The 21,108-nt window shown below is 35.7% G+C and carries 17 protein-coding genes and 2 tRNA genes; 12 read left to right on the top strand and 7 right to left on the bottom strand.

Going from position 1 to position 21,108, the window contains the following annotated elements; translation table 11 throughout:
- The first annotated feature begins 77 nt into the window (after positions 1–77).
- The 6 genes from EV142_RS00095 to serB all read left to right on the top strand — a co-directional run bounded on the left by EV142_RS00095 (position 78) and on the right by serB (position 3,856).
- The gene (locus EV142_RS00095; RefSeq protein ID WP_132031536.1) at positions 78–488 is read left to right on the top strand and encodes a VOC family protein; all 411 of its coding nucleotides are present in this window, start codon (positions 78–80) and stop codon (positions 486–488) included.
- Positions 489–521: 33 nt separating this feature from the next.
- A complete protein-coding gene (locus EV142_RS00090) occupies positions 522–926 on the top strand; it encodes an SRPBCC domain-containing protein (RefSeq protein ID WP_132031534.1) in 405 nt (134 codons plus the stop codon).
- A gap of 40 nt (positions 927–966) precedes the next feature.
- Positions 967–1,371 carry an SRPBCC family protein gene (locus EV142_RS00085; protein WP_132031532.1) on the top strand — a complete coding sequence of 135 codons (405 nt, stop codon included), beginning with the start codon at positions 967–969 and terminating at the stop codon, positions 1,369–1,371.
- 155 nt (positions 1,372–1,526) lie between these two features.
- Entirely contained in the window at positions 1,527–1,943 is a 417-nt protein-coding gene (locus tag EV142_RS00080; protein WP_132031530.1) for a VOC family protein, read from the top strand.
- Between the two features lie 87 nt (positions 1,944–2,030).
- Positions 2,031–2,468 carry a VOC family protein gene (locus EV142_RS00075; RefSeq protein ID WP_132031528.1) on the top strand — a complete coding sequence of 146 codons (438 nt, stop codon included), beginning with the start codon at positions 2,031–2,033 and terminating at the stop codon, positions 2,466–2,468.
- Positions 2,469–2,626: 158 nt separating this feature from the next.
- Positions 2,627–3,856 carry a phosphoserine phosphatase SerB gene (gene serB, locus EV142_RS00070; RefSeq protein WP_132031526.1) on the top strand — a complete coding sequence of 410 codons (1,230 nt, stop codon included), beginning with the start codon at positions 2,627–2,629 and terminating at the stop codon, positions 3,854–3,856.
- A 300-nt stretch (positions 3,857–4,156) separates the two neighbouring features.
- Here the strand turns inward: serB and EV142_RS00065 are convergent, their stop codons facing one another.
- Positions 4,157–4,552: a hypothetical protein gene (locus EV142_RS00065; protein WP_132031524.1), complete on the bottom strand. Its 396-nt coding sequence runs from the start codon at positions 4,550–4,552 to the stop codon at positions 4,157–4,159.
- A gap of 51 nt (positions 4,553–4,603) precedes the next feature.
- Positions 4,604–6,112, bottom strand: a complete 1,509-nt coding sequence (locus tag EV142_RS00060; RefSeq protein WP_132031522.1) for a GH3 auxin-responsive promoter family protein — start codon at positions 6,110–6,112, stop codon at positions 4,604–4,606.
- A 231-nt stretch (positions 6,113–6,343) separates the two neighbouring features.
- On the opposite strand from EV142_RS00060, the gene EV142_RS00055 reads away from it, so the two are divergent.
- Entirely contained in the window at positions 6,344–7,138 is a 795-nt protein-coding gene (locus EV142_RS00055) for a DUF2797 domain-containing protein (protein WP_132031520.1), read from the top strand.
- A 299-nt stretch (positions 7,139–7,437) separates the two neighbouring features.
- Complete coding sequence (locus tag EV142_RS00050) at positions 7,438–8,478, top strand: glycosyltransferase family 9 protein (protein ID WP_238698611.1); 1,041 nt, start codon at positions 7,438–7,440, stop codon at positions 8,476–8,478.
- Positions 8,479–8,533: 55 nt separating this feature from the next.
- Here EV142_RS00050 and EV142_RS00045 read toward each other — a convergent pair whose 3' ends face one another.
- Together EV142_RS00045 and sppA are read right to left on the bottom strand one after the other, a co-directional pair.
- The gene (locus EV142_RS00045; RefSeq protein WP_132031516.1) at positions 8,534–11,128 is read right to left on the bottom strand and encodes an AsmA-like C-terminal region-containing protein; all 2,595 of its coding nucleotides are present in this window, start codon (positions 11,126–11,128) and stop codon (positions 8,534–8,536) included.
- A 344-nt stretch (positions 11,129–11,472) separates the two neighbouring features.
- Positions 11,473–13,230, bottom strand: a complete 1,758-nt coding sequence (gene sppA, locus EV142_RS00040; protein ID WP_132031514.1) for a signal peptide peptidase SppA — start codon at positions 13,228–13,230, stop codon at positions 11,473–11,475.
- Positions 13,231–13,452: 222 nt separating this feature from the next.
- Here sppA and folK point away from each other — a divergent pair, with 222 nt between their 5' ends.
- Complete coding sequence (gene folK, locus EV142_RS00035) at positions 13,453–14,586, top strand: 2-amino-4-hydroxy-6-hydroxymethyldihydropteridine diphosphokinase (RefSeq protein ID WP_132031512.1); 1,134 nt, start codon at positions 13,453–13,455, stop codon at positions 14,584–14,586.
- Positions 14,587–14,593: 7 nt separating this feature from the next.
- On the opposite strand, the gene EV142_RS00030 is transcribed toward folK, so the two are convergent.
- The 3 genes from EV142_RS00030 to EV142_RS00020 all read right to left on the bottom strand — a co-directional run bounded on the left by EV142_RS00030 (position 14,594) and on the right by EV142_RS00020 (position 17,829).
- On the bottom strand, positions 14,594–16,744 hold the full coding sequence (locus tag EV142_RS00030; RefSeq protein ID WP_132031510.1) for an Ig-like domain-containing protein: 2,151 nt from the start codon (positions 16,742–16,744) through the stop codon (positions 14,594–14,596).
- Positions 16,745–16,786: 42 nt separating this feature from the next.
- Positions 16,787–17,323 carry an RNA methyltransferase gene (locus EV142_RS00025; protein ID WP_132031508.1) on the bottom strand — a complete coding sequence of 179 codons (537 nt, stop codon included), beginning with the start codon at positions 17,321–17,323 and terminating at the stop codon, positions 16,787–16,789.
- Positions 17,324–17,400: 77 nt separating this feature from the next.
- Positions 17,401–17,829, bottom strand: a complete 429-nt coding sequence (locus EV142_RS00020) for a DUF1573 domain-containing protein (RefSeq protein ID WP_132031506.1) — start codon at positions 17,827–17,829, stop codon at positions 17,401–17,403.
- Positions 17,830–17,988: 159 nt separating this feature from the next.
- On the opposite strand from EV142_RS00020, the gene mutS reads away from it, so the two are divergent.
- From mutS to EV142_RS00005, 3 genes are all read left to right on the top strand, one after another.
- Positions 17,989–20,595 carry a DNA mismatch repair protein MutS gene (gene mutS, locus EV142_RS00015; protein WP_162304642.1) on the top strand — a complete coding sequence of 869 codons (2,607 nt, stop codon included), beginning with the start codon at positions 17,989–17,991 and terminating at the stop codon, positions 20,593–20,595.
- A gap of 150 nt (positions 20,596–20,745) precedes the next feature.
- A tRNA-Gly gene (locus EV142_RS00010) sits at positions 20,746–20,818 on the top strand.
- A 14-nt stretch (positions 20,819–20,832) separates the two neighbouring features.
- Positions 20,833–20,918 (top strand) — tRNA-Leu (locus EV142_RS00005).
- Positions 20,919–21,108: the final 190 nt, after the last annotated feature.

Below are 21,108 nucleotides of genomic sequence, written 5' to 3'. Positions count from 1 at the left end.
AAAGTTGACTTCTATTGTAGTATTATGCTTTTTGTAATATTTTACATTTGTTTTAAATAATTTGTAATTTTATAGATATGGAAACAAAAATATTCTTAAATCTTCCTGTAAAAGATTTAAATCGTTCAATCGCATTTTTCACTCAACTGGGCTTTTCATTCAATTCAAAATTTACAAATGAGAAAGGAACTTGTCTGGTGATTGGCGAAAATATAAATGCAGTGCTTTTGGTTGAAGAGTTTTACCAAACTTTTACCCATAAAGAAATTTGCAATACGGACACGACCAGCGAGGTACTGATTTCAATTTCACTTGAAACTCGTGATAAGGTTGATGAAATGATTGCAAAGGTGATTAAAGCCGGGGGCTCAGAATACAGGACGACAAAAGATTATGGCTGGATGTATCAACGTACTTTTCTGGATACAGACGGACATCATTGGGAAATTTTCTTTATGGATGAAAGTCAGATTCCGGAAATGAGTTAATGATAAGCTATAAACAGCGTTAAAAATATAAAGATGATAACAGTGCAAAACACGATTAAGGCATCCATCGATACCGTTTGGAATTTCTGGATCTTGCCGGAACATATTATCAATTGGAATATACCTTCACCAGACTGGCATAATCCGTATGCGGAAAATGATTTAAAAGTGGGAGGAAAATTCAAATACACCATGGGAACAAAAGACGGCAGCATGGGGTTTGATTTTGAGGGGACCTACACTAAAGTTGAAAAGCATGCATTGATAGCATATAAACTTCTGGATAACAGAACAGGAACAGTTTGTTTTGAAATTGAGGGCAACAATGTGAAAATTTCTGAAACATTTGAACCTGAAAAAGACAATTCGGATGCAATGCAGGAGCAATTTTTAAAAGGAGTTATGGCTAATTTTAAAAATTATGTTGAAAGTTTTTAAACAACAAGTATAAAAAATAGTAATCTTAAATAAATATAGAATGATCAAAGTACAAAACACAATCAATGCGGCAATAGAGAAAGTTTGGGAATTCTGGACACTACCGGAACATATTACAAAATGGAGTTTCGCTTCACCGGACTGGCATACGCCTTATGCAGAAAATGATTTAAGAGAAGGAGGAAAATTCAAATCGACTATGGCAGCAAAAGACGGCAGTATGAGTTTTGATTTTGAAGGGGAATATACTTTAATAAAGCAAAATGAAGCCATAGAATATGTAATGGCCGATGGCCGTAAGGTCGAAATTAGTTTTGAAGCAACTCCAAACGGAGTAGAAGTAATAGAAAGTTTTGATCCCGAAACACAAAATCCGGAAGAAATGCAGCGCTGTGGCTGGCAGGCGATTCTGGATAATTTTAAAAGTTATGTAGAAAAAAATTAGTTTTTTGAAAGTTCAAAGTGACAAAGGTTTATTTTCTTTTGGAAACATTGAATTGGAATAAAAACACGCAGAGACTTTGCAAGAGATAAATTTCTCGGGTAAAGTTTAATTATCTTATTTAACTTACAGGGTTTATTAATTTAAAAAGAAATAAAATGGCGAAACAAATCTGGTTGAATCTGCCCGTTAAAAATGTGGCAAAAGCGAAAGACTTTTTTTGGAAAATAGGTTTTTCTTTTAATGAACAGCACGACACACCCAACTCAACTTGTATGTTGGTAGGCGAAGGAAATTTTGTAGTAATGCTTTTTGAAGACACTTTGTTTGAAAGCTTTTCTAAAAACAAAATTACAGATACGCAATCAAGTTCAGAAGTCCTGATTTCGATTGATGCTGAAAGTGCAGCAGAAGTAGATGAATTGATGGAGAAAGTAACAAAAGCCGGTGGTACTGTTTTTGCGCCTCCTGCCGAAAGTCAGGGCTGGATGTATGGTGCTGCTTTTGCCGATTTAGACGGACATCGCTGGAATGTTTTATATATGGATTTTAGCAAATTACCCCAAGAAAATTAAAGATGCAAACAGTGAGAGAACTAGCGGAGGAGATATGTGGATAGAGTAGAGAGAATAGAATATAGAAACAACAAAAAACAAAATAGTATGGCAGCAATAAATCCTTATTTGCTTTTTAACGGGAATTGTGAAGAAGCATTCTTATTTTATAAATCAGTTTTTGGAGGTGAATTTCCGTATATCGGCAAGTTCAAAGACATACCGGAAGAAGATGATAGCAACAAAATGGCTGAAGAAGACGGAAACAGAATTATGCATGTTTCCCTGCCAATTGGTAATACAATTCTAATGGGAAGTGACAGTCATCCAAAATTTGGAAATCTGCGTATTGGCGATAATTTTTCAATTTCCATCAATACAGATAGCAGAGAAGAGGCAGACAAAATCTTCAACGGACTTTCAGCTGGAGGTGAAGTCGAAATGCCTATGAATGATACCTTTTGGGGCGCTTATTTCGGAATGTTTAAAGACAAGTTTGGTGTAGGCTGGATGGTAAATTTTGACGAGAAACAGCCAAATGCCTAACGGATAAAGTTAAGTTATTGTAATAGCGGAACATAATTGTTAAATTACTTGAAAAAGCACATCATTATGTGCTTTTTCTTTTCAAAAAAACAAAGATTATTCTTTTTTATCAATAATAGATTGCCGATTTTTGTCGCTTCTTAATCAATAAAGAAAAAATGACAATAGAAGATAAAGAGATTATTTTATTAAAAGTTTCAGGTCACGATAAACCCGGAGTTACAGCTGGTTTGACAGCAGTATTGGCAACTTATGATGCCGTTATTCTAGATATAGGCCAGGCCGACATTCACGATACGCTTTCTTTAGGGATTTTATTTGAAATTGAAGCCGGTTCAAGTTCAGGACCCGTTTTAAAAGACTTATTGTTTAAAGCGTATGAATTGGAAATTAAAGTAAAATTTATTCCGATTTCTGTTGAAGATTACGAAACCTGGGTAAAATCACAATCAAGACAACGATACATTATTAATATTTTGGGAGAGAAGTTAGCAGCTTCACAACTGGCTGCAGTAACTAAAATATTATCCGACCAAAATTTAAATATTGATTCCATTATAAGATTAACAGGCAGAACTTCTATCATCGAAATAGAAGAAAATCCGCGTTCTTGCATACAATTGTCGGTAACCGGTGAAATTGTAAATAAGATCGTGATGACAGCCAGTTTTATGCATATCTCAAGAACGTTGGATGTAGATATTTCTTTTCAGGAAGATAATATCTACAGAAGAAACAGGCGTCTGGTTTGTTTTGATATGGATTCTACACTGATCCAGACCGAAGTAATTGACGAATTAGCCGAATTGAACGGAGTAGGCGAACAGGTAAGAGCAATTACCGAACTGGCCATGAATGGTGAAATTGATTTCAATGAAAGCTTTAAACAACGCATGGCTTTGTTAGAAGGTTTAAGTGAAGATGTTTTGCGCTCAGTTGCTGAAAAATTACCCATAACAAAAGGAGCGCACCGTTTGATGAAAGCCTTAAAATATTACGGGTACAAAACCGCCATCCTATCCGGAGGATTCACCTATTTTGGAGAATATCTGCAAAAAGAATTAGGTATCGACTACGTTCACGCCAATCAATTAGAAATTAAAGACGGTAAGTTAACCGGGAAATATATTGGTGATATCATTGACGGTCAGAAGAAAGCAGAACATTTAAAAGCTATTGCGGACAAAGAAGGCATTCATATCAACCAGACAATAGCTGTTGGTGACGGAGCCAACGATTTGCCGATGTTAAACTTAGCCGGTTTAGGAATTGCTTTCCATGCCAAACAAAAAGTAAAGGAGAGCGCTTCAACTTCTATCTCAAGTTTGGGTCTTGATGGTGTTTTGTACTTATTAGGATATCACGACAGGTATATTGATATGATGTAATAAAACGACTGTCAACCTGAGCGAAGTCGAAGGCTTATGAAACGAAAAGAACTTCAACTTCGCCTGAGAGAAATTTATAATAAAAAGAAAAACCTTAGTTCAGAACCTGAATTAAGGTTTTTTTATGGGCATGACCCGCAGAAAAAGCGGGTCGGGCTATCCGTTCCAATCTTTTTTGCTCCCGAATCCTCGGGACAAAAAAGGATTTCCACTGCTATCCCTCATGCGATCAGTATCTATTACAGCTTTCGTTTCATTTCGACGAAGGAGAAATCTATGTTGTTATTAGCAGAAAATGATTTAATTTATCTCAAAAGTAAAATCTACTTTTGTTCTAACATGATATCCTTCGTGTTCACCACAGAGCCATTTAGGAGATTTTTCTAGTACTTTCTTGAGTATTTTTCCTGTTTTGATTCCATCATCTTTTATAATCTTAATAGTAGTTATTGAACCATCCATTTCAACAATAAAAGTAGCGAGTACTTGTCCCTTAGTATTTTTATCAATATTTGCCTTTTTGAAATTCGCTTTTATATATTCAAGAAATTTTTCTTTTCCACCAGGAAATTCTGGTTTTACTTGAACTGTTTCAAACCCGTAGAGCTCCTTTTGAACGGGGCTTAATGGCTCAATATTTTGAGATATTAGGTTTTGAGTAAACAGGATAATAAAAAATAGTATGTACTTTTTCATTTTAAAATATAAATCAGTTAATCACAGAGAATAAGTGAAGTGATCTTTGAACTACATCTCCTTCAACTGCTCCAGGTAATCTCTCTGATTCGAAAGCCTCGGAATCTTATGTTGTCCTCCTAATTTGTCTCTTTCTTTAAGCCAGTCGTAAAATAAATTCTCACGTGCCACATTAATCACCAAAGGATTTAAAGTCATATTGTTGTGACGTTTGGCTTCATAATCGGAGTTTAAAGTTTGGAGTGTTTCGTCCAGAACTTTCTGGAAAAGACCTACGTCAGCAGGTTTTTTCTTGAATTCGATCATCCATTCGTGGGCACCTTTTTCCTTGTCCTGCATAAAAATAGGAGCAACCGTATAATCTATTACTTCCGTCTGGGTCAGCTGGCAGGCTTTAGCAATAGCCTGATCGGTATTTTCGACCATTAGTTCTTCACCAAATACATTAATATGATGTTTGGTTCTTCCCGTTACGCGAATTCGGTAAGGGTTTAAAGAAGTAAAACGAACCGTGTCTCCAATTAAATAGCGCCATAAACCGGAATTAGTGGTGATCACAATAGCATAGTTTTTATTCAGTTCAACATCAGCCAGACGAATCACTTTTTGGTTAGGAGTTCCAAAAGTATCCATTGAAATGAATTCGTAGAAAATTCCATAATCCAGCATCAATAATAAATCACTTGAATTATTCAGATCCTGAATCGCAAAAAAGCCTTCTGATGCATTGTATATTTCGTAATATTTGAAATCTTTGCTGGGCAGGATTTTTTTATATTGTTCTTTGTAGGGTGAAAAGCTTACGCCTCCATGAAAATAAACTTCAAGATTGGGCCAGATTTCCAGTAAACTTTCTTTTCCGGTATTTTCCAGAACTTTATTCATCAGTACCAGCATCCACGAAGGAACTCCGGCAAAGCTGGTTACATTTTCGTTTTTTGTTTCATTGATAATAGCCGCAATTTTAGCTTCCCACTCACTCATTAGGGAAGTTTTATTACTTGGCGTGCTGCTGAATTCAGCCCAGATAGGCATGTTTTCAATCAAAATGGCAGAAAGATCCCCAAAGAAAGTATTATTGTTTTCGTAAATCTGAGAGCTTCCGCCTAAGCGAAGACTTTTTCCTAAAAACAATTCAGAGTCCTCATTATTGTTCAGGTATAAACAAAGTAAATCTTTACTTCCCTTATAATGACAATCTTCCAGAGCCTCGGTGCTTACCGGTATAAATTTACTTTTGGCATTCGTAGTTCCGCTTGATTTAGCAAACCATTTAATTGGAGTTTCCCAAAAAACGCCCTGTTCACCCTGACGCGTTCGTTCAATCAGAGGTTGTAATTCTTCATAAGTAGCGATCGGCACTCTTTCAGTAAAAGTCTGATAGGAGTTGATAGATGAAAATTCATATTGTTTCCCAATAATCGTGTTTTCAGAAGCTGTCAGTAAGTTATGCAGCAATTCTTCCTGAACTTCATTCGGGTATTTTAAAAAGAGCTCTATTTGATGAATTCTTTGTTTCAGAACCCAGGATGCAAACGAGTTGATTATTGATAAGGGCATGGGAATTTTAGATTTTAGATTTTAGATTTCCAATTTGGATTAAAAACAGGAAATTTAAAATTTGAATATCGATATACAAATATTAACTTTGGCGTTGTATCAAAAATAGTGTTTTTTTACAAAAAACAATTTATTTAAAGGAAAGATTACGTTTCAAAATTTAAACTTTCAAAAATGAAATTTAACTTTCGGAAGTAATCTGAAATCAAAAATCAGCAATTCAAAAATCTAATGACATACCAGGGAGTACTTACAAAAATGCAGACAGAAATCGGAAATCCTATACAGTATTACCTGGTTTTTGAGGATAGCTTTCTCAATATGAATCAATTATTGAATAAAGAAATTGAAATCAATTTTGTGGGTTACCAATGTTTGAATTGCAATAAAAAAAAGAAAATATTCAGACAGGGTTTTTGTTATGATTGCTTTTACTCCAGCCCGGCCGTTGGCGACTGGATTATGAGACCCGAATTGAGTACAGCGCATTTAGGAATTGCAGATCGTGATCTGGATTATGAACAAAAAGTGCAATTGCAGCCTCATATTGTCTATTTAGCAGCAGCGAGTGAAATAAAAGTAGGGGTAACACGCAAAACACAGGTTCCGACCCGTTGGATTGATCAGGGTGCCAGTCAGGCAATCGCAATTGTTGAGGTTCCCAATCGATATTTGGCAGGAATCACCGAGGTTGCCTTAAAAAGTCATTATACGGATAAAACCAATTGGCGAAAAATGCTTCAGAATGGAACGGAGACTTTTGATTTAATTAAAGAAAAAGAAAAAGTCGAAAGTTTAATTCCCGCGGAAGCCCGCGAATATTTTTACAGTCAAAAGAATGATTTATATGAATTGCAGTATCCGGTTTTGAATTTTCCGCCAAAAGTGGCGAGTCTGAACCTTGATAAAACGCCATCCTTTATTGGAAAATTAACAGGAATTAAAGGGCAGTATTTAATTTTTGAAAACGGAACGGTTTTTAATGTTCGCAGTTCAGAAGGGTATGTTGTTACTATAAACGTCTAGGTTTATTCCTTAACCGTCTACTGTTATTTGGTAACGGTATATTGTTTTCCTGTTTATATAATGGTTTTAGTATTTTTAAATTTCTTTCAAAAAGTTGAAAATGTGAATGTTGGAACATTCGGTTACAATTTTGTAATAATTACTTATTGAAAGAATTTAATTTTAGAAAAAAAAAGGGACTAGTTTTGAGTTAGTTCAATCTTTCGATTTTTTTAAAATTTAAATGAAGATTTAATAATTCTAAGCGATTTAATAAGATGGGTGTTTTAAAAAAAATAAATGTTTTTAGGCGTAGTGTAATGCGCAATCTTACTAAGAATATTGGGAAAGCAAATTTTCAGAGGGATATTGTTTTGGTGGATAAAAATGATATTAAAAGAGTTTTAATCTGCAGACCAAATGGAAGATTAGGAAACTTATTATTGATTACACCGCTCGTTCAGGAAGTAACAGAAATATTTCCAAATTGTAAAGTCGATTTATTTGTTAAGGGAACATTAGCTCCAATAATTTTTGAGAATTACGAGAATATTGATAAGGTGATTGACTTGCCCAAAAAACCCTTCAAAAATTTACTAAAATATTTTAATGTCTGGATTTCAATAAAAAGACGGAAATATGATATTGCAATCAATGTAGATCAGAATTCTTCTTCCGGACGTTTAGCAGTCCAGTTTTCTAATGCTAAGTATAAATTTTTTGGAGACTCAGACGGAGAAACTCAAATTGTAAAAAGCGATTATGATCATATTGCAAAATATCCGGTTTATAACTTCAGAAACTATCTGACAAAATTAGGATTTCCGAAAAGCAACAAAATAATAGCTCCCTTAGATCTCAAATTAAGTTTATCGGAGTTCGCAGAAGGGAAAAAGACGCTGAATAGAGTAACAAAGAACAACTCAAGAAGAACCATCTGCTTATTTACCTATGCGACAGGAACAAAATGTCTGCCGGAAATATGGTGGGAAGATTTCTATAAAGCAATAAAAAAGGAATATGCCGACTATAATATAATTGAAGTTTTACCCATCGAAAATGTGTCGCAAATTGCTTTTCAGGCCCCATCATTTTATAGTAAAGATATTAGGGAAATAGGCGCATTAATAGCCAATACGGATATTTTTATAGGAGCTGACAGCGGAATGATGCATTTGGCAAGTTCCGTGCAGACGCCGACAGTTGGCTTGTTTTCGGTATCGGAACTTAAAAAATACGAACCATATGATAATTGCAGTATCGGAGTGAATATCATCAAGCGTTCAAAAAAAGATTATTTCAAAATACTCAATAAAATACTCAATAACGGAAAACTGAAAATATATTCAAAAGCAGTTTAAAATAAAAAAGGTCAATCTAAACAGATTGACCTTTTTTTTGTTTTGCCTTATTTTATTATTTTTTCTTCTTAAACAAACCGTTCAATAGATCGCTTGCTTTTTTGGTAGCGTCCTGAGTATTTTTTTCTTTCTCAGTTGCTGCAGCTTTCGTTGTATCTTTTGCTTTTGTGTTTTTGTTAATTAAATCCGTAAGGGCCGACGTACCTTTTTGAGTCAGCTTCTCTTTTTGCTGATTCACTAACTGAGTCGTTAAACTGCTAACGGCGCTTTTCATATCCGTTGTTATTTTTGGATTAGAAAAATTACCTGTAATCATTGCATTGACTGGAATATTATCCAGTTTTGCCGCATCTGCAGGCGACATTTTAGCAATTAATGCATTAGCCTGAGTTCCTAAATATTTAGCCGGAACATCTAATTTTAAGTTGTAATTCATCGTTTGATCAAAACCGTGCGTTCCGCCAACTGTAATTTTGATATCCTGATATTTGATGTCAAATGGTTTTACATTTACTTTTCCGTTATCAAATGTCACTGCCATTTTCAAATCATTTAAGTTTAGCTTGCTGGCATCAAGGAACTTGATGTTGGACGTTAAAGAATTTAATACAGTCGAATTTTTACTGTTTAAGGTAGTCGAAAGCAATTGGCCCAATAAATCTCCCGAAAGTGATTTTAAGTCCGGAGTTAATTCCTTGGCGTCTAAATTTCCGTTTAATTTGATAGTGGAATTCAATTTTCCGTTGATAATTCCGGCCAGTGGAGCGATTTTTTTCATCATGTCCAATTGCGTAAAAGTCTGTGCAATATCAACCTGATTAAACCCTAAATTCATATTAAAAGTGGGCACTTTTTCTTTTGTAGAAACGGTTCCTGTTAAGCCGATGGATCCACCAAAAATAGAAGTTTTAAAGTTTTCTAAAGTTGCTTTTTCATCCTTAACAATTAATTTCCCGGATACATCTTTTAGTTTTAAATTATCATATAAAACGGTTGTTGCCTTTGCATTTATCGTACAATTCAAAAACGCGGGAATCTTCATGGCTTCCGATGGTTTCGCTTCCGTTTTAGTTGTTGCAGGTTCACCTGAAGTCATGAAATCATCAACGGCCAATTGGTTTGAACTCATATTAAAGTTTCCTTTTAGCTCTTGTTTTTTGAACATGAATCCGTAGAAATTTTCCAGTACTCCATTAATGCTGATATCACTTTTTCCTGTAGTAGCATCAAATTGTTTCAGATTGATTCTGCTTGGATTGAACTCTACCAAAGCCGTGCTGATGTTCATTGATTTGTTGTTTTCATCGGTATATTTAAATCCGGATAAACTCATTGTTCCGGCATTTTTGATGTTTTCATACTGGCTTTTTTCTACAGAAGCCATATCGAAATTAGTCGTTACATCGGCTTTCAGAATACCGACCAAAGGTTTGTCAATCTTGATCGGATACGCTTTGGAAAGATTAGCAAGATTAATTGTTCCTTTTAAGGCAGCGTCTACAATTGGATTTGCGGTGATGTTTTTCACATTCGCTTTAGCGCTGAAAACATCCTGGTCAATTCTGAAAGATAGTTTGTCTAAATTAACGTAGGTGTCATTCAGAATACCGGTTTCATTAATAATTTTAGTGTCAATTACAATATTCTGAACGGACTTTGGTAAGTTCGGATATTGAAACGAAGCATTGTTTGATGCAATTGCAATGTTGAATTTTGGTACAGTGGTATCTGTTAATTCTCCTTTTGCAAAACCTGTTACCGTAAAATCTCCTGTTGTTTTTACACCGTCTAAACCTGAAGCATAAGCGGAAGGAATCAAGCCTAAGAAATTGGTAAAGGATGAAGTAGGAGTTTTAAATTTCAAATCATAAATCTGACCAGCTTCCACCATCTGAATGAATCCGTCAAATTCTAATGGCAATTGGTTGATTAAAGCTTTGTTTTCTTTAAAAGTATATTTGCTTTTTTCTAAATCAATTCCCAGGACAGCGTCTAAAGTCAGGGATATATTTTTCATGTAATTGATCTTATCCATATCCAAAGAAACTTTAGCTGTGGATTTGGTCACTAAATCAAGTTTTGAATTGGTAAAATCCCCGGTTCCTTCGTGATTTAAACTGTCAATGACCATTCTGATTTTAGAACCCTGATCGATATATCTGAAAGTGAAATTCTCAATCTTATAGTTTTGAATTTTTAAAGCAAGCGGTTTACCGGCTTCTTCTTTTTCTGTTTTTTCTTTATCCTTCAAAGCAATATCAAAGTTTCCTACACCGTCTTTATTAAAAATGATATTGATCAGACCATTTTCAGAGGTTATCCCCTGAATGTTCAAAGGTTCGTCTTTTCCTTTAAAAAGTTCTTTAATGCTCATATTTAGGTTTAATTTACCTAACGAAACCAAAGTATCTCCTTCAAAAGGGGCCTTGTTGATGATCACTAATTTGTCAATTGCAACCGTAGCGTTAGGAAAGTTTTTAAACAAACTTAAATCGGCATCTGCAAAACTCACTTTGGCATCTACACTTTCGTTAATAGCTTCTGAAATTTTCGCTTTTATCTGATCTTTAAAAAAATAAGGAATGGCGAAGAGTGCGGCAATAAATACCACGAGGACGATGGCTGTGATTTTTAAAATTTTCTTTAACATAATTAATTATAGATTTGAGGATTAAGGTTCTTAATTGGAATGCTATTCTTGCAAAAATAGACTTTTATAGTGGAGTTTATTTCAAAATTATTATAAAAAACAATAGCCTGCCTTAGATCGAATTTCGATTATGGCAAGCTATCAAAAAAAAATAAATTAATTTTCTATGTTTTTAAAACTTTATGAAAGTGCTATTTTTTATTTTGTATGGTTTTGTAATTTTCGGCTAAAATAGAGAAGAGTATAGCTAAAGGATGTTAAGTGTAAATTAACTTTTGGTTAATTAAAATGAAAAAATCCGCCTGAGAAGGACTCAGACGGATTTAGGTTATGTGTTTTGCTTTTTATTGAATGTTTAATCCGTAAGGTAACATTGCCTGAACTCCTTTTTGATTTTGAAGTCTTTTTACCTGTTCAAGAATCATATAGTTTTCTTCACCGATTTCTTCTTTAATAAAAGCCTCTTTGGATTTTGCAAAAGGTAAATTCGATAATACATCGTTAAATGATTTTTCGTATTCCGGATAATTCTGAGTACTGTATGTTTTTATTTTGGCTATTCTGGCAGCTTCCGCAATGGCATCATTTAGTCCTCCGATTTTGTCCACCAAACCAATTTTTATAGCTTCAGAACCCGACCACACTCTTCCTTGTGCAATGGCATCAACTTGTGCAAAAGTCATTTTTCGGCCTTGGGCTACATGTGTGACAAAAATTTTATAGATGTTTTCTACACTCTCTAAGGTAAAGGCTTTAAATTTCTCGTCAATTGGTACAAACGGACTGTAGTTTGCTGAATTTTCGTGTGTTTTAACCTGTTCAGTATTGATCCCTAACTTATTCGCTAGAGGGGAGAAGTTAGGCAACACTCCGAAAACTCCGATCGAACCGGTTATGGTATTGCTTTCCGCGAAAATTTTATTGGCATTACAAGCAATATAATACCCGCCTGAAGCAGCATAATTACCCATAGAAACCACAACAGGTTTTGCTTTTTTGGTAATTTCAATTTCTCTCCAGATCAAATCAGAAGTCAGTGCGCTTCCGCCCGGGCTGTCGATTCTTAAAACAATAGCTTTTACGTCTTCATTTTTTCGGGCTTCCTGTAAAGAACGGCGCATGGCACCTTCGCCAATTACAGTTACATCGCCTTCACCACTTTGAATTTCGCCCTGAGCGTAAATAACAGCAATCTGATCACTTGAGGTATTCGTCAGTGCTGTTGTGATATTATTCTGAGTGTAATCCAGGATTGAAATTTTATTGTAATCCTCATCATCTGCAACTTTTAATTTCTTTTTGATAGCGTTGTGATAAACGTCCTCATAAGCAACTATGTCAACCAAATGCTGTGCTTTTGCCATTTCAGGAGTTCGGGCTAATAAACCGTCTGCGATTTCGTTTAGTTTCGCTAAAGGAATATTTCGGCTTTTCGAAATATCATTCGAAACAGTGGACCAGATTGAATTCAGAAGAGCCGTAATCTGCTCCCTATTGGCGTCGCTCATTTTATTTTCTAAAAAGGGCTCGACAGCACTTTTGTATTTTCCATGACGAATCACTTCCATATGGATACCGGATTTATCCTGAAAATCTTTAAAGAACATGATTTCAGACGAAAGTCCTTTGAAATCAAGATCTCCGGCAGGGTTTAAATAAACCGTGTTGGCAACAGAGTTTAAATAATATTCTTTTTGCGAATACGTATTAGCATAAGCCCAGACAAATTTGCCTGATTTTTTGAATTTTTCAAGCGCGTTTCTTAAATCTTTATATTGTGCTAAACCTAAGGAAGACTGGTCATTTAAAATAGAAATTCCTTTAATGTTACTATCCGTTTCGGCAGCTTCAATGGCATTAATCACATCGGTTAAACCAACTCCTTTTTGGTCCGAAAAGACCGTTACCCAGGGATCTTTATATTTTCCGGCGTAATCATTTTTGATTTTTTTCAGATCTAATTCTATAACAGAATCACCTTTAACGGAAACAGTATCCTCTCCTCCAAAAATAGCACCGATAAGAATTACTCCAAAAAAGAATAACATAATGAATACAAAAATACCAATCACTGTGGCAACTACATTTCCTAGAAATTTCATAAATATATTTTTTTAATAAGTATTAAAAAAGGCTGGTTTGTTACAAATATAATTGAAAATATCACATTTATTCTTCTGATAAACAAGATTGTTTTTGGAATAGAATACTTTTTCAAAGTGAACTTCAGATGAAAAATACTATTTTTTCCCCTTATCTAAAAATAGTATCTATTAAAATAATGTAATTAATTCTAAAATAGTTTTAGTTAATTTGCATTTATTATGAAATCACAGCATCAGGTCGTATTAGCAATAGGCAGTAATCAGGGAAATCGGTTAGCAAACATCGAAAGTTGTATTCAGCTTATACATCAGGAAGTGGGAACTGTAATTAAGGTTTCGAAGCTTTACGAAACGCCTGCCTGGGGTTTTGAGAGTGATGCTTTTTATAATTGTGCGCTTATAATACACACCAACTTTTCGGCACAAAAAATACTGAATCAGGTTTTAAAAGTCGAAAAACAATTAGGACGAATCCGTTTGAATCAGGAAGGATATCAATCCCGTCTCATTGATGTCGATCTGATTGTTTTTGATAACGAAATTATTAAATCTGAAAAACTGGAAATTCCGCATCCGTTAATGCAAAACAGGAAATTTGTATTACTGCCGATGCAGGATCTTAAATTAGACTGGAAACATCCTGTATTTCAGAAAACCATATCCGAGCTAATTGCAATTACACCCGATGACAGTCTTTGTACCGTTGTACAGGAGTTGAAAAATCCGCTGCAGGAAATTCCGCTGGAGAAGTTTAATTATATCGCCTTCGAAGGAAATATTGGAGCCGGAAAAACGACTTTGGCACATAAAATTGCAGAAGATTTTAATGCTAAAACAGTTTTGGAACGTTTTGCAGACAATCCGTTTTTACCTAAATTTTATAAAGATCAAAACCGATATGCCTTTCCGCTGGAAATGTCCTTTCTGGCCGACAGATACCAGCAATTATCAGACGATTTAGCGCAGTTTGATTTGTTTAAAGATTTCATAGTAGCCGATTACCATATTTTCAAATCATTGATTTTTGCTAAAATCACTCTGGCAGAAGACGAATATCGTTTGTACAGAAACTTGTTTGATATTATTTATAAAGAAATGCAAAAGCCTGATTTGTATGTTTATCTGTATCAAAATACAGCAAGATTGCTGGAGAATATAAAACGACGCGGGCGTGCTTACGAGCAGAATATATCGGCAGAATATTTAGATAAAATCAATGTTGGATATTTAGATTATATCAAATCCCAGACCGACCTCAATGTTTTGATTATTGACGTTTCTGATCGTGATTTTGTCAAAAAACATGAAGATTATCTTTTCATCCTGAATGAAATTAAAAAGAAAATGGTGTAATTGATTTTTATCTTTTCAATGTAAAATGACCTCTTAAAACAGGTTTTGTATTGTCTATCTTTAAGGCATACCAATAATCGGAAGCGGGAAGAGGAATGCTGTTGAAATTTCCATCCCAGCTCATTTTTGAGGCATTTAATTCTATCAGGAGCTTTCCGTACCGGTCAAAAATAGTCACTTGCGCCTGAGGATAGTTTTCTATTCCGTTTACTTCCCAGACATCATTAAAAGTATCATTGTTTGGGGTGAAAAAAGCAGGGAAAACCAGAATAATAAAATCTTGTGTTGTTCCTTCACATCCGTTTTTCTCTTTGATATAAGCCGTTTGCAATCCGGCTGGTATATCATAAAAGGTATTGGAATCCTGAAAATTAAACCCGTCAACAGAATATTCATAATACTCTTCTTCTCTGGTCAGAAAAATAGTAGCAGTGGTTCCGTTTGTTTCTATACGGTCAATTTTCGGGATCGGGTGTTCCTGAACTGTTATAGTCTTTGTACTTGGGCAGCTTTCAGGGGCTGGACTCTTCACTTCAACCGTGTAAGTTCCGCCTGTAGTTGCTTTGATGGTCTGGGTTGTGGCGCCGGTAGACCATGCATAGTCCATTCCGGCAATTCCCGCATCCAAAACGACCTCGCGACCCTGACATAACGGAATATCTTTCTCATCTGTAACCGCAGGAGGGATGTAAATAACAATGTCAACAGGGATACGGGTACTATTTATACAGCCGTTGTTTGAAGCTTCAGCATAATACGTAGTGTTTGCTGTAATAGCGGGTGTAGAAAAGGTATTGCCTGTCCCAATACTGGTGTTTGCAGTGGCAGTGCTAAACCAGCTTATGGTACCAATATTGGAGCTGGCTTGTAAAGTAACACTCCCTGGACCGCATCTGGCTACAATTGGATCGGTGGTAGTCGGGATATCCGGAGTTGGATTTACAGTAAAAGTAACAGCTTTTCTTTTGATTTCACAGCCCGGATCTGCATAGTAAATAGTGTTGGAATTTAAAATTGGAGTCGTAAAACTGCTTCCTGTTCCTAATGTTGTTCCGCCTGTAGGAACATCGTACCAATTAATGGTTATTCCGGTTGTTGGTGTTGTCGTTATGGTGAAACTTCCCGAATCACAAACTGGATTCGGAATAAGAGGCTGGACTTCCGGAATGGTAATTTTGGTACTGGCTGCAATTTTTAAAGGCGATTCACCCGGCATTCCTCCATACTCTACTACAAATCCTTTCGGTTGATAGGGGTCGCCGGAATTTAATGATCCTGTATTTGATAAATCGTTCCATGAGCCCTTAATACCTATTCCCGGTTGCGTTATATGGGCATAATCCTCATCTCCCTGGTTGTTAGGTTCGCCGTTATTCCAGAAAGTATAGTTCATTACGGTGCCTGCTTCCGGTCCGGTTACCCATTTCCAGGTACCTTCGGTTTCGGCATCGCTGCCTCCAATCCAACCGGTTCCTGAAGCCTGTTCTCCAATTAACTGTGCTTCATCTGCAGCTAAAATAGTGGCTAAATAACCCTTAAGCCCATAATAAGTACTTGTTTCGGCAGCCGTTTTTGCAGCAGTCCAGGTAATACCGATACTGGGAATAAATAAATAATAATGTTGTGTAGAAGGCAGGTAATTGGCCTGACCAATAGTAATAGAAAAAGTTCTGGTCCCGGAAGCAGTAGCTGATAAATTTGAAAAAACAACATCCCTTACAGCTGCTTCAAAATCCGAATAGGAAACATCAACTCCAGTCGGACTCGATAATTTTAATTTCCCGGCAGTAGCATCCCAGTTGGTTACAATTGACGGATGGGATGCCGGATTTGAAAGTTCAAGTTGGTCTAAACCGCCGGAATATCCCGATGAAACCTGAATGTAAACGGCTTGTGTTCCTGTTTCGGCAGCATCGTGATTGATTGTGATACCTGTAACGATATTTAGTGTGGTTTGAGGGCAGTATATCTGGTCTCCTGACGCTATAAGAACGGGTGGATCAATAGCTGCCAGGTTTCCTTTCGCAGATTTTGTGGTGTCAATTATAGCATGTGCGATATTTTTGTTAAAAATATTTATTTTTCCTCGCGCATGTGATGAATAAAAAATGAAAACAAAAAATATTATAGATATTGTTGCAAAACTGATATTTTTCATTTTATAAAAGTATCAATTTTATAACGATAAAAAAATATATTTCTATTGAGGCCAGTTTAACTTCTGAAACAAATCCCAAACCACAATTCCGGCACTTACAGAAATATTTAAGGAATGTTTGGTGCCTAATTGCGGAATTTCGATACAGCCATCACAAATAGCAACTGCTTCCTGTGCAACACCATAAACTTCATTTCCGAAAACCAATGCGTATTTTTGATCTTTGACTACTTTAAAATCCTGAAGAAAAACAGCACTTTCGACTTGTTCAATCGCAAGTGTTAAGACGTTTTCTTTTTTAAGGTTCTCGATAACCTCCAATACATTTTCATGGTGTTCCCAGGCTACAGTTTCGGTAGCGCCAAGAGCTGTTTTATGAATTTCTTTATTGGGAGGAGTAGCTGTAATACCACACAAGATTATTTTTTCAATCAAAAAAGCATCTGCAGTTCTAAAGACAGATCCAATATTGTGTAAACTGCGAATATCATCCAATACTAAAATCAGAGGAGTTTTTTCGGATTCTTTAAAATCTTCAATCGATTTTCGTTCCAGTTCACTATTTTCAAGTTTTCTCATTAGGGTTGAATTCAGGTCATAAAAAAAGCTTCCAAAGATAAGGAAGCTCTTTCAATTATTTTAGATTGTTTTTCAGATTAGCTTTTTACTGGATCTGGTAAAACAGTACCTTTAATAGTAAGTACTTTTGTTGGTTGTCCTTCAGCATTAGAAGTAACAGTTACTGTTTTAGTAAAAGCACCAACTCTGTCAGTAGCATATTTTACGCCAATAATACCTTTAGCACCCGGAGCGATTGGCTCTTTTGGAGTAGTTGGTACAGTACAACCACAAGATCCCTGAGTGTTAGTGATGATAAGTGGTTTAGTTCCGTTGTTTACAAAAACAAATTCACGTTTCCCGTCAGCATTGTGAGCGATAGTACCGTAGTCAATTGTTTCAGTTTCGAAAGCCATTCCTGCTCCTTCAACTTTAGCTACTTTAGAAGTTGCTTTTTTAGTACTTTGAGCATTAGAAGCTGTAATTCCAACTACAGCAAGCATAGCAAATAAAATTATTTTTTTCATCTTTTATAGAGTCTTTTTTAATTATGAACAAATCTATGTAAAAATCTTATATCTGGGCTTAAAAAAATCTTAAAATATTTTAATTTTTGCAGCTCTTCAATATTCCTTCAAAATAGTATAAATTCGCTGTCATAAATTGATCATTTAAAATATAATAATTTGGCAGCGAAAGAGAAAGTGGTGAAGGAAACACCTTTAATGAAACAGTACAATGAAATCAAGAGAAAATATCCTGATGCATGTTTGCTTTTCAGAGTAGGTGATTTTTATGAAACCTTTGGAGAAGACGCCATTAGAGCTTCTAAAATTCTGGGCATAACATTGACAAAAAGAGGAGCGGGTTCTGAAACCGAAACGGCTTTGGCGGGTTTCCCCCATCATTCTATTAATACGTATTTGCCAAAATTAGTAAAGGCAGGACTTCGTGTAGCAATATGTGATCAGCTGGAAGATCCTAAAATGACCAAAACAATCGTTAAACGCGGTGTTACAGAGCTTGTAACTCCGGGGGTTTCTTTAAATGATGAGGTTTTGCAGTCCAAAACAAATAACTTTTTGGCCTCTGTTTATTTTGCTAAAAATAATATAGGGATTTCCTTCCTGGATGTTTCCACTGGAGAGTTTTTAACCGCTCAGGGAAATGCGGAATATATCGATAAATTATTGCAGAACTTTAATCCAAGTGAAGTTCTTGTTCCGAAGAACAATAAAGGTGATTTCAAAGACACTTTCGGAGATGATTTTCATAGTTTTTATCTGGAAGACTGGATTTACAAAGAAGATTATGCATTAGAAACTTTAACCAAACATTTCCAGGCAGTTTCCCTGAAAGGTTTTGGTATTGAGGAACTGAAAGAAGGAGTTGTAGCTTCCGGTGCTATTTTGTATTATTTATCCGAAACACAGCATAATCGTGTCCAGCATATTACGACAATTCAGCGTATTGCCGAAGATGCCTATGTCTGGATGGACCGTTTTACCATTCGAAATCTGGAATTGTATCACAGTTATAATCCGAATGCCGTTACGCTTTTAGATGTAATTGACAGAACACTTTCCCCAATGGGAGGCCGTTTGTTAAAACGTTGGCTTGCCCTGCCGCTCAAAGACAGTACTAAAATAAAAGGCCGTCATGATGTAGTTTCCTATTTGAAATCAAATCTAGAGGTTTTACATAATATTCAATACCAGATCAAGCAAATTTCAGATCTGGAACGCCTGATTTCTAAAATTGCGACAGGAAAAATTTCACCTCGCGAAATTGTGTATCTGAAAGAGTCATTAGATGCTATTATTCCAATTAAAACCCTGGCGCTGGAAAGTCCGCAGGAAGCCGTAAAAGTTATTGGGGATAGCCTTCATTCCTGTGATTTGTTAAGAGAGAAAATCAAAACAACTTTAAACCAGGATGCTCCGGTAGCCATTTCAAAAGGAAATGCAATTGCAAAAGGAATCAGTGAGGAATTAGATGATTTGCGTGCTATTTCGACATCCGGAAAAGAATATTTGGAAGGAATTGAAAAAAGAGAGTCCGAGCGAACCGGAATATCTTCTTTGAAAATTTCTTTTAATAATGTTTTCGGCTATTATATCGAAGTTCGAAATACACATAAAGATAAAGTGCCAACAGAATGGATTCGTAAACAGACGCTGGTAAATGCAGAACGTTATATTACGGAAGAATTAAAAGAATACGAAACCAAGATTTTAGGAGCTGAAGAGAAAATCTACAAAATTGAGACAGATCTTTTTGAGCAATTAGTAGCCTGGATTGCCACTTATATCAAGCCGGTTCAGATGAATGCGTATTTGGTAGCGCAATTAGACTGCTTGTGTTCGTTTACGCAACTGGCTGTAGAAAATCAATATGTATGTCCCGAAATAGATGAAACTTTTGAACTGGAAATCAAAAACGGAAGACATCCCGTAATTGAGAAACAATTACCGGTTGGTACTCCTTATATTGCCAATGATGTTTTTCTGGACAGGGAAACGCAACAGCTTATTATGATTACAGGACCCAACATGTCCGGTAAGTCGGCTATTCTGAGACAAACCGCTTTAATTGTGTTATTGGCTCAAATGGGAAGTTTTGTTCCTGCTGACAGCGTCAGAATGGGAATCGTGGATAAGATCTTTACCAGAGTAGGAGCTTCAGATAATATTTCGATGGGAGAGTCTACTTTTATGGTCGAAATGAATGAAACGGCTTCTATTTTGAATAATATCTCAGATCGAAGTCTGGTTTTACTGGACGAGATCGGAAGAGGGACCAGTACCTATGACGGAATATCGATTGCCTGGGCTATTGCTGAATTTTTGCACGAGCATCCCTCAAAACCAAAAACATTGTTTGCAACGCATTATCACGAGTTAAATGAAATGACCGAATCGTTGCCGAGAATCCAGAATTATAATGTTGCCGTAAAAGAATTAAAAGATACGGTTCTGTTTATTCGTAAACTCGTAAAAGGCGGAAGTGCCCATAGTTTTGGAATTCATGTCGCAAAAATGGCCGGAATGCCTCAAATTGTAATTTTGAAAGCGCAGAAGTTATTGAAGAAATTAGAGAAGAATCATTCGAGTGATGCTCTAAACGGAATAAAATCAGCTAATGATGAAATGCAAATGAGCTTCTTTAATCTGGATGATCCGCTGTTAGAAGAGATAAAAGAAGAGATTATGAGTCTTGATATAAACGCGATCACCCCAGTGGAGGCACTAATGAAGCTGAATGAGATCAAAAGAATGCTGGTAAAGAAATAATTTTCATATTTAAAGTTTAGGTTATCAGAAGGTTATAAAATAAGTGTAATTTTTTTTCAAAAAACGCTTGTATAACTCAATAAATGTCTTAAATTTGCAACCGCAATACAGAACAAATCAAGTGTTGCGGTTCTTACTAGAATTTGAAACGCGAAAATAGCTCAGTTGGTAGAGCGCGACCTTGCCAAGGTCGAGGTCGCGGGTTCGAGCCCCGTTTTTCGCTCAAAACCATATAATGCTCGGATGGTGAAATTGGTAGACACGCTGGACTTAAAATCCAGTGAACAGCAATGTTCGTGCGGGTTCAAGTCCCGCTCTGAGTACTAAAGCCTCTTCTTTTGAAGAGGCTTTTTTTATGGCGTAAACCCGCGCAGTTTAAAATAAATTTGCGAAGTAAATTTATTTTAAAGAATCTAAGAATCTAAGAATCTAAGAATCTAAGAATCTAAGAATCTAAGAATCTAAGAATCTAAGAATCTAAGAATCTAAGAATCTAAGAATCTAAGAATCTAA

The organism is Flavobacterium circumlabens (genome assembly GCF_004345565.1).
Lineage (GTDB): Bacteria > Bacteroidota > Bacteroidia > Flavobacteriales > Flavobacteriaceae > Flavobacterium > Flavobacterium circumlabens.
Note: the sequence above shows the minus strand (reverse complement) of the source record. Positions and strands in the feature narration are given on the sequence as shown.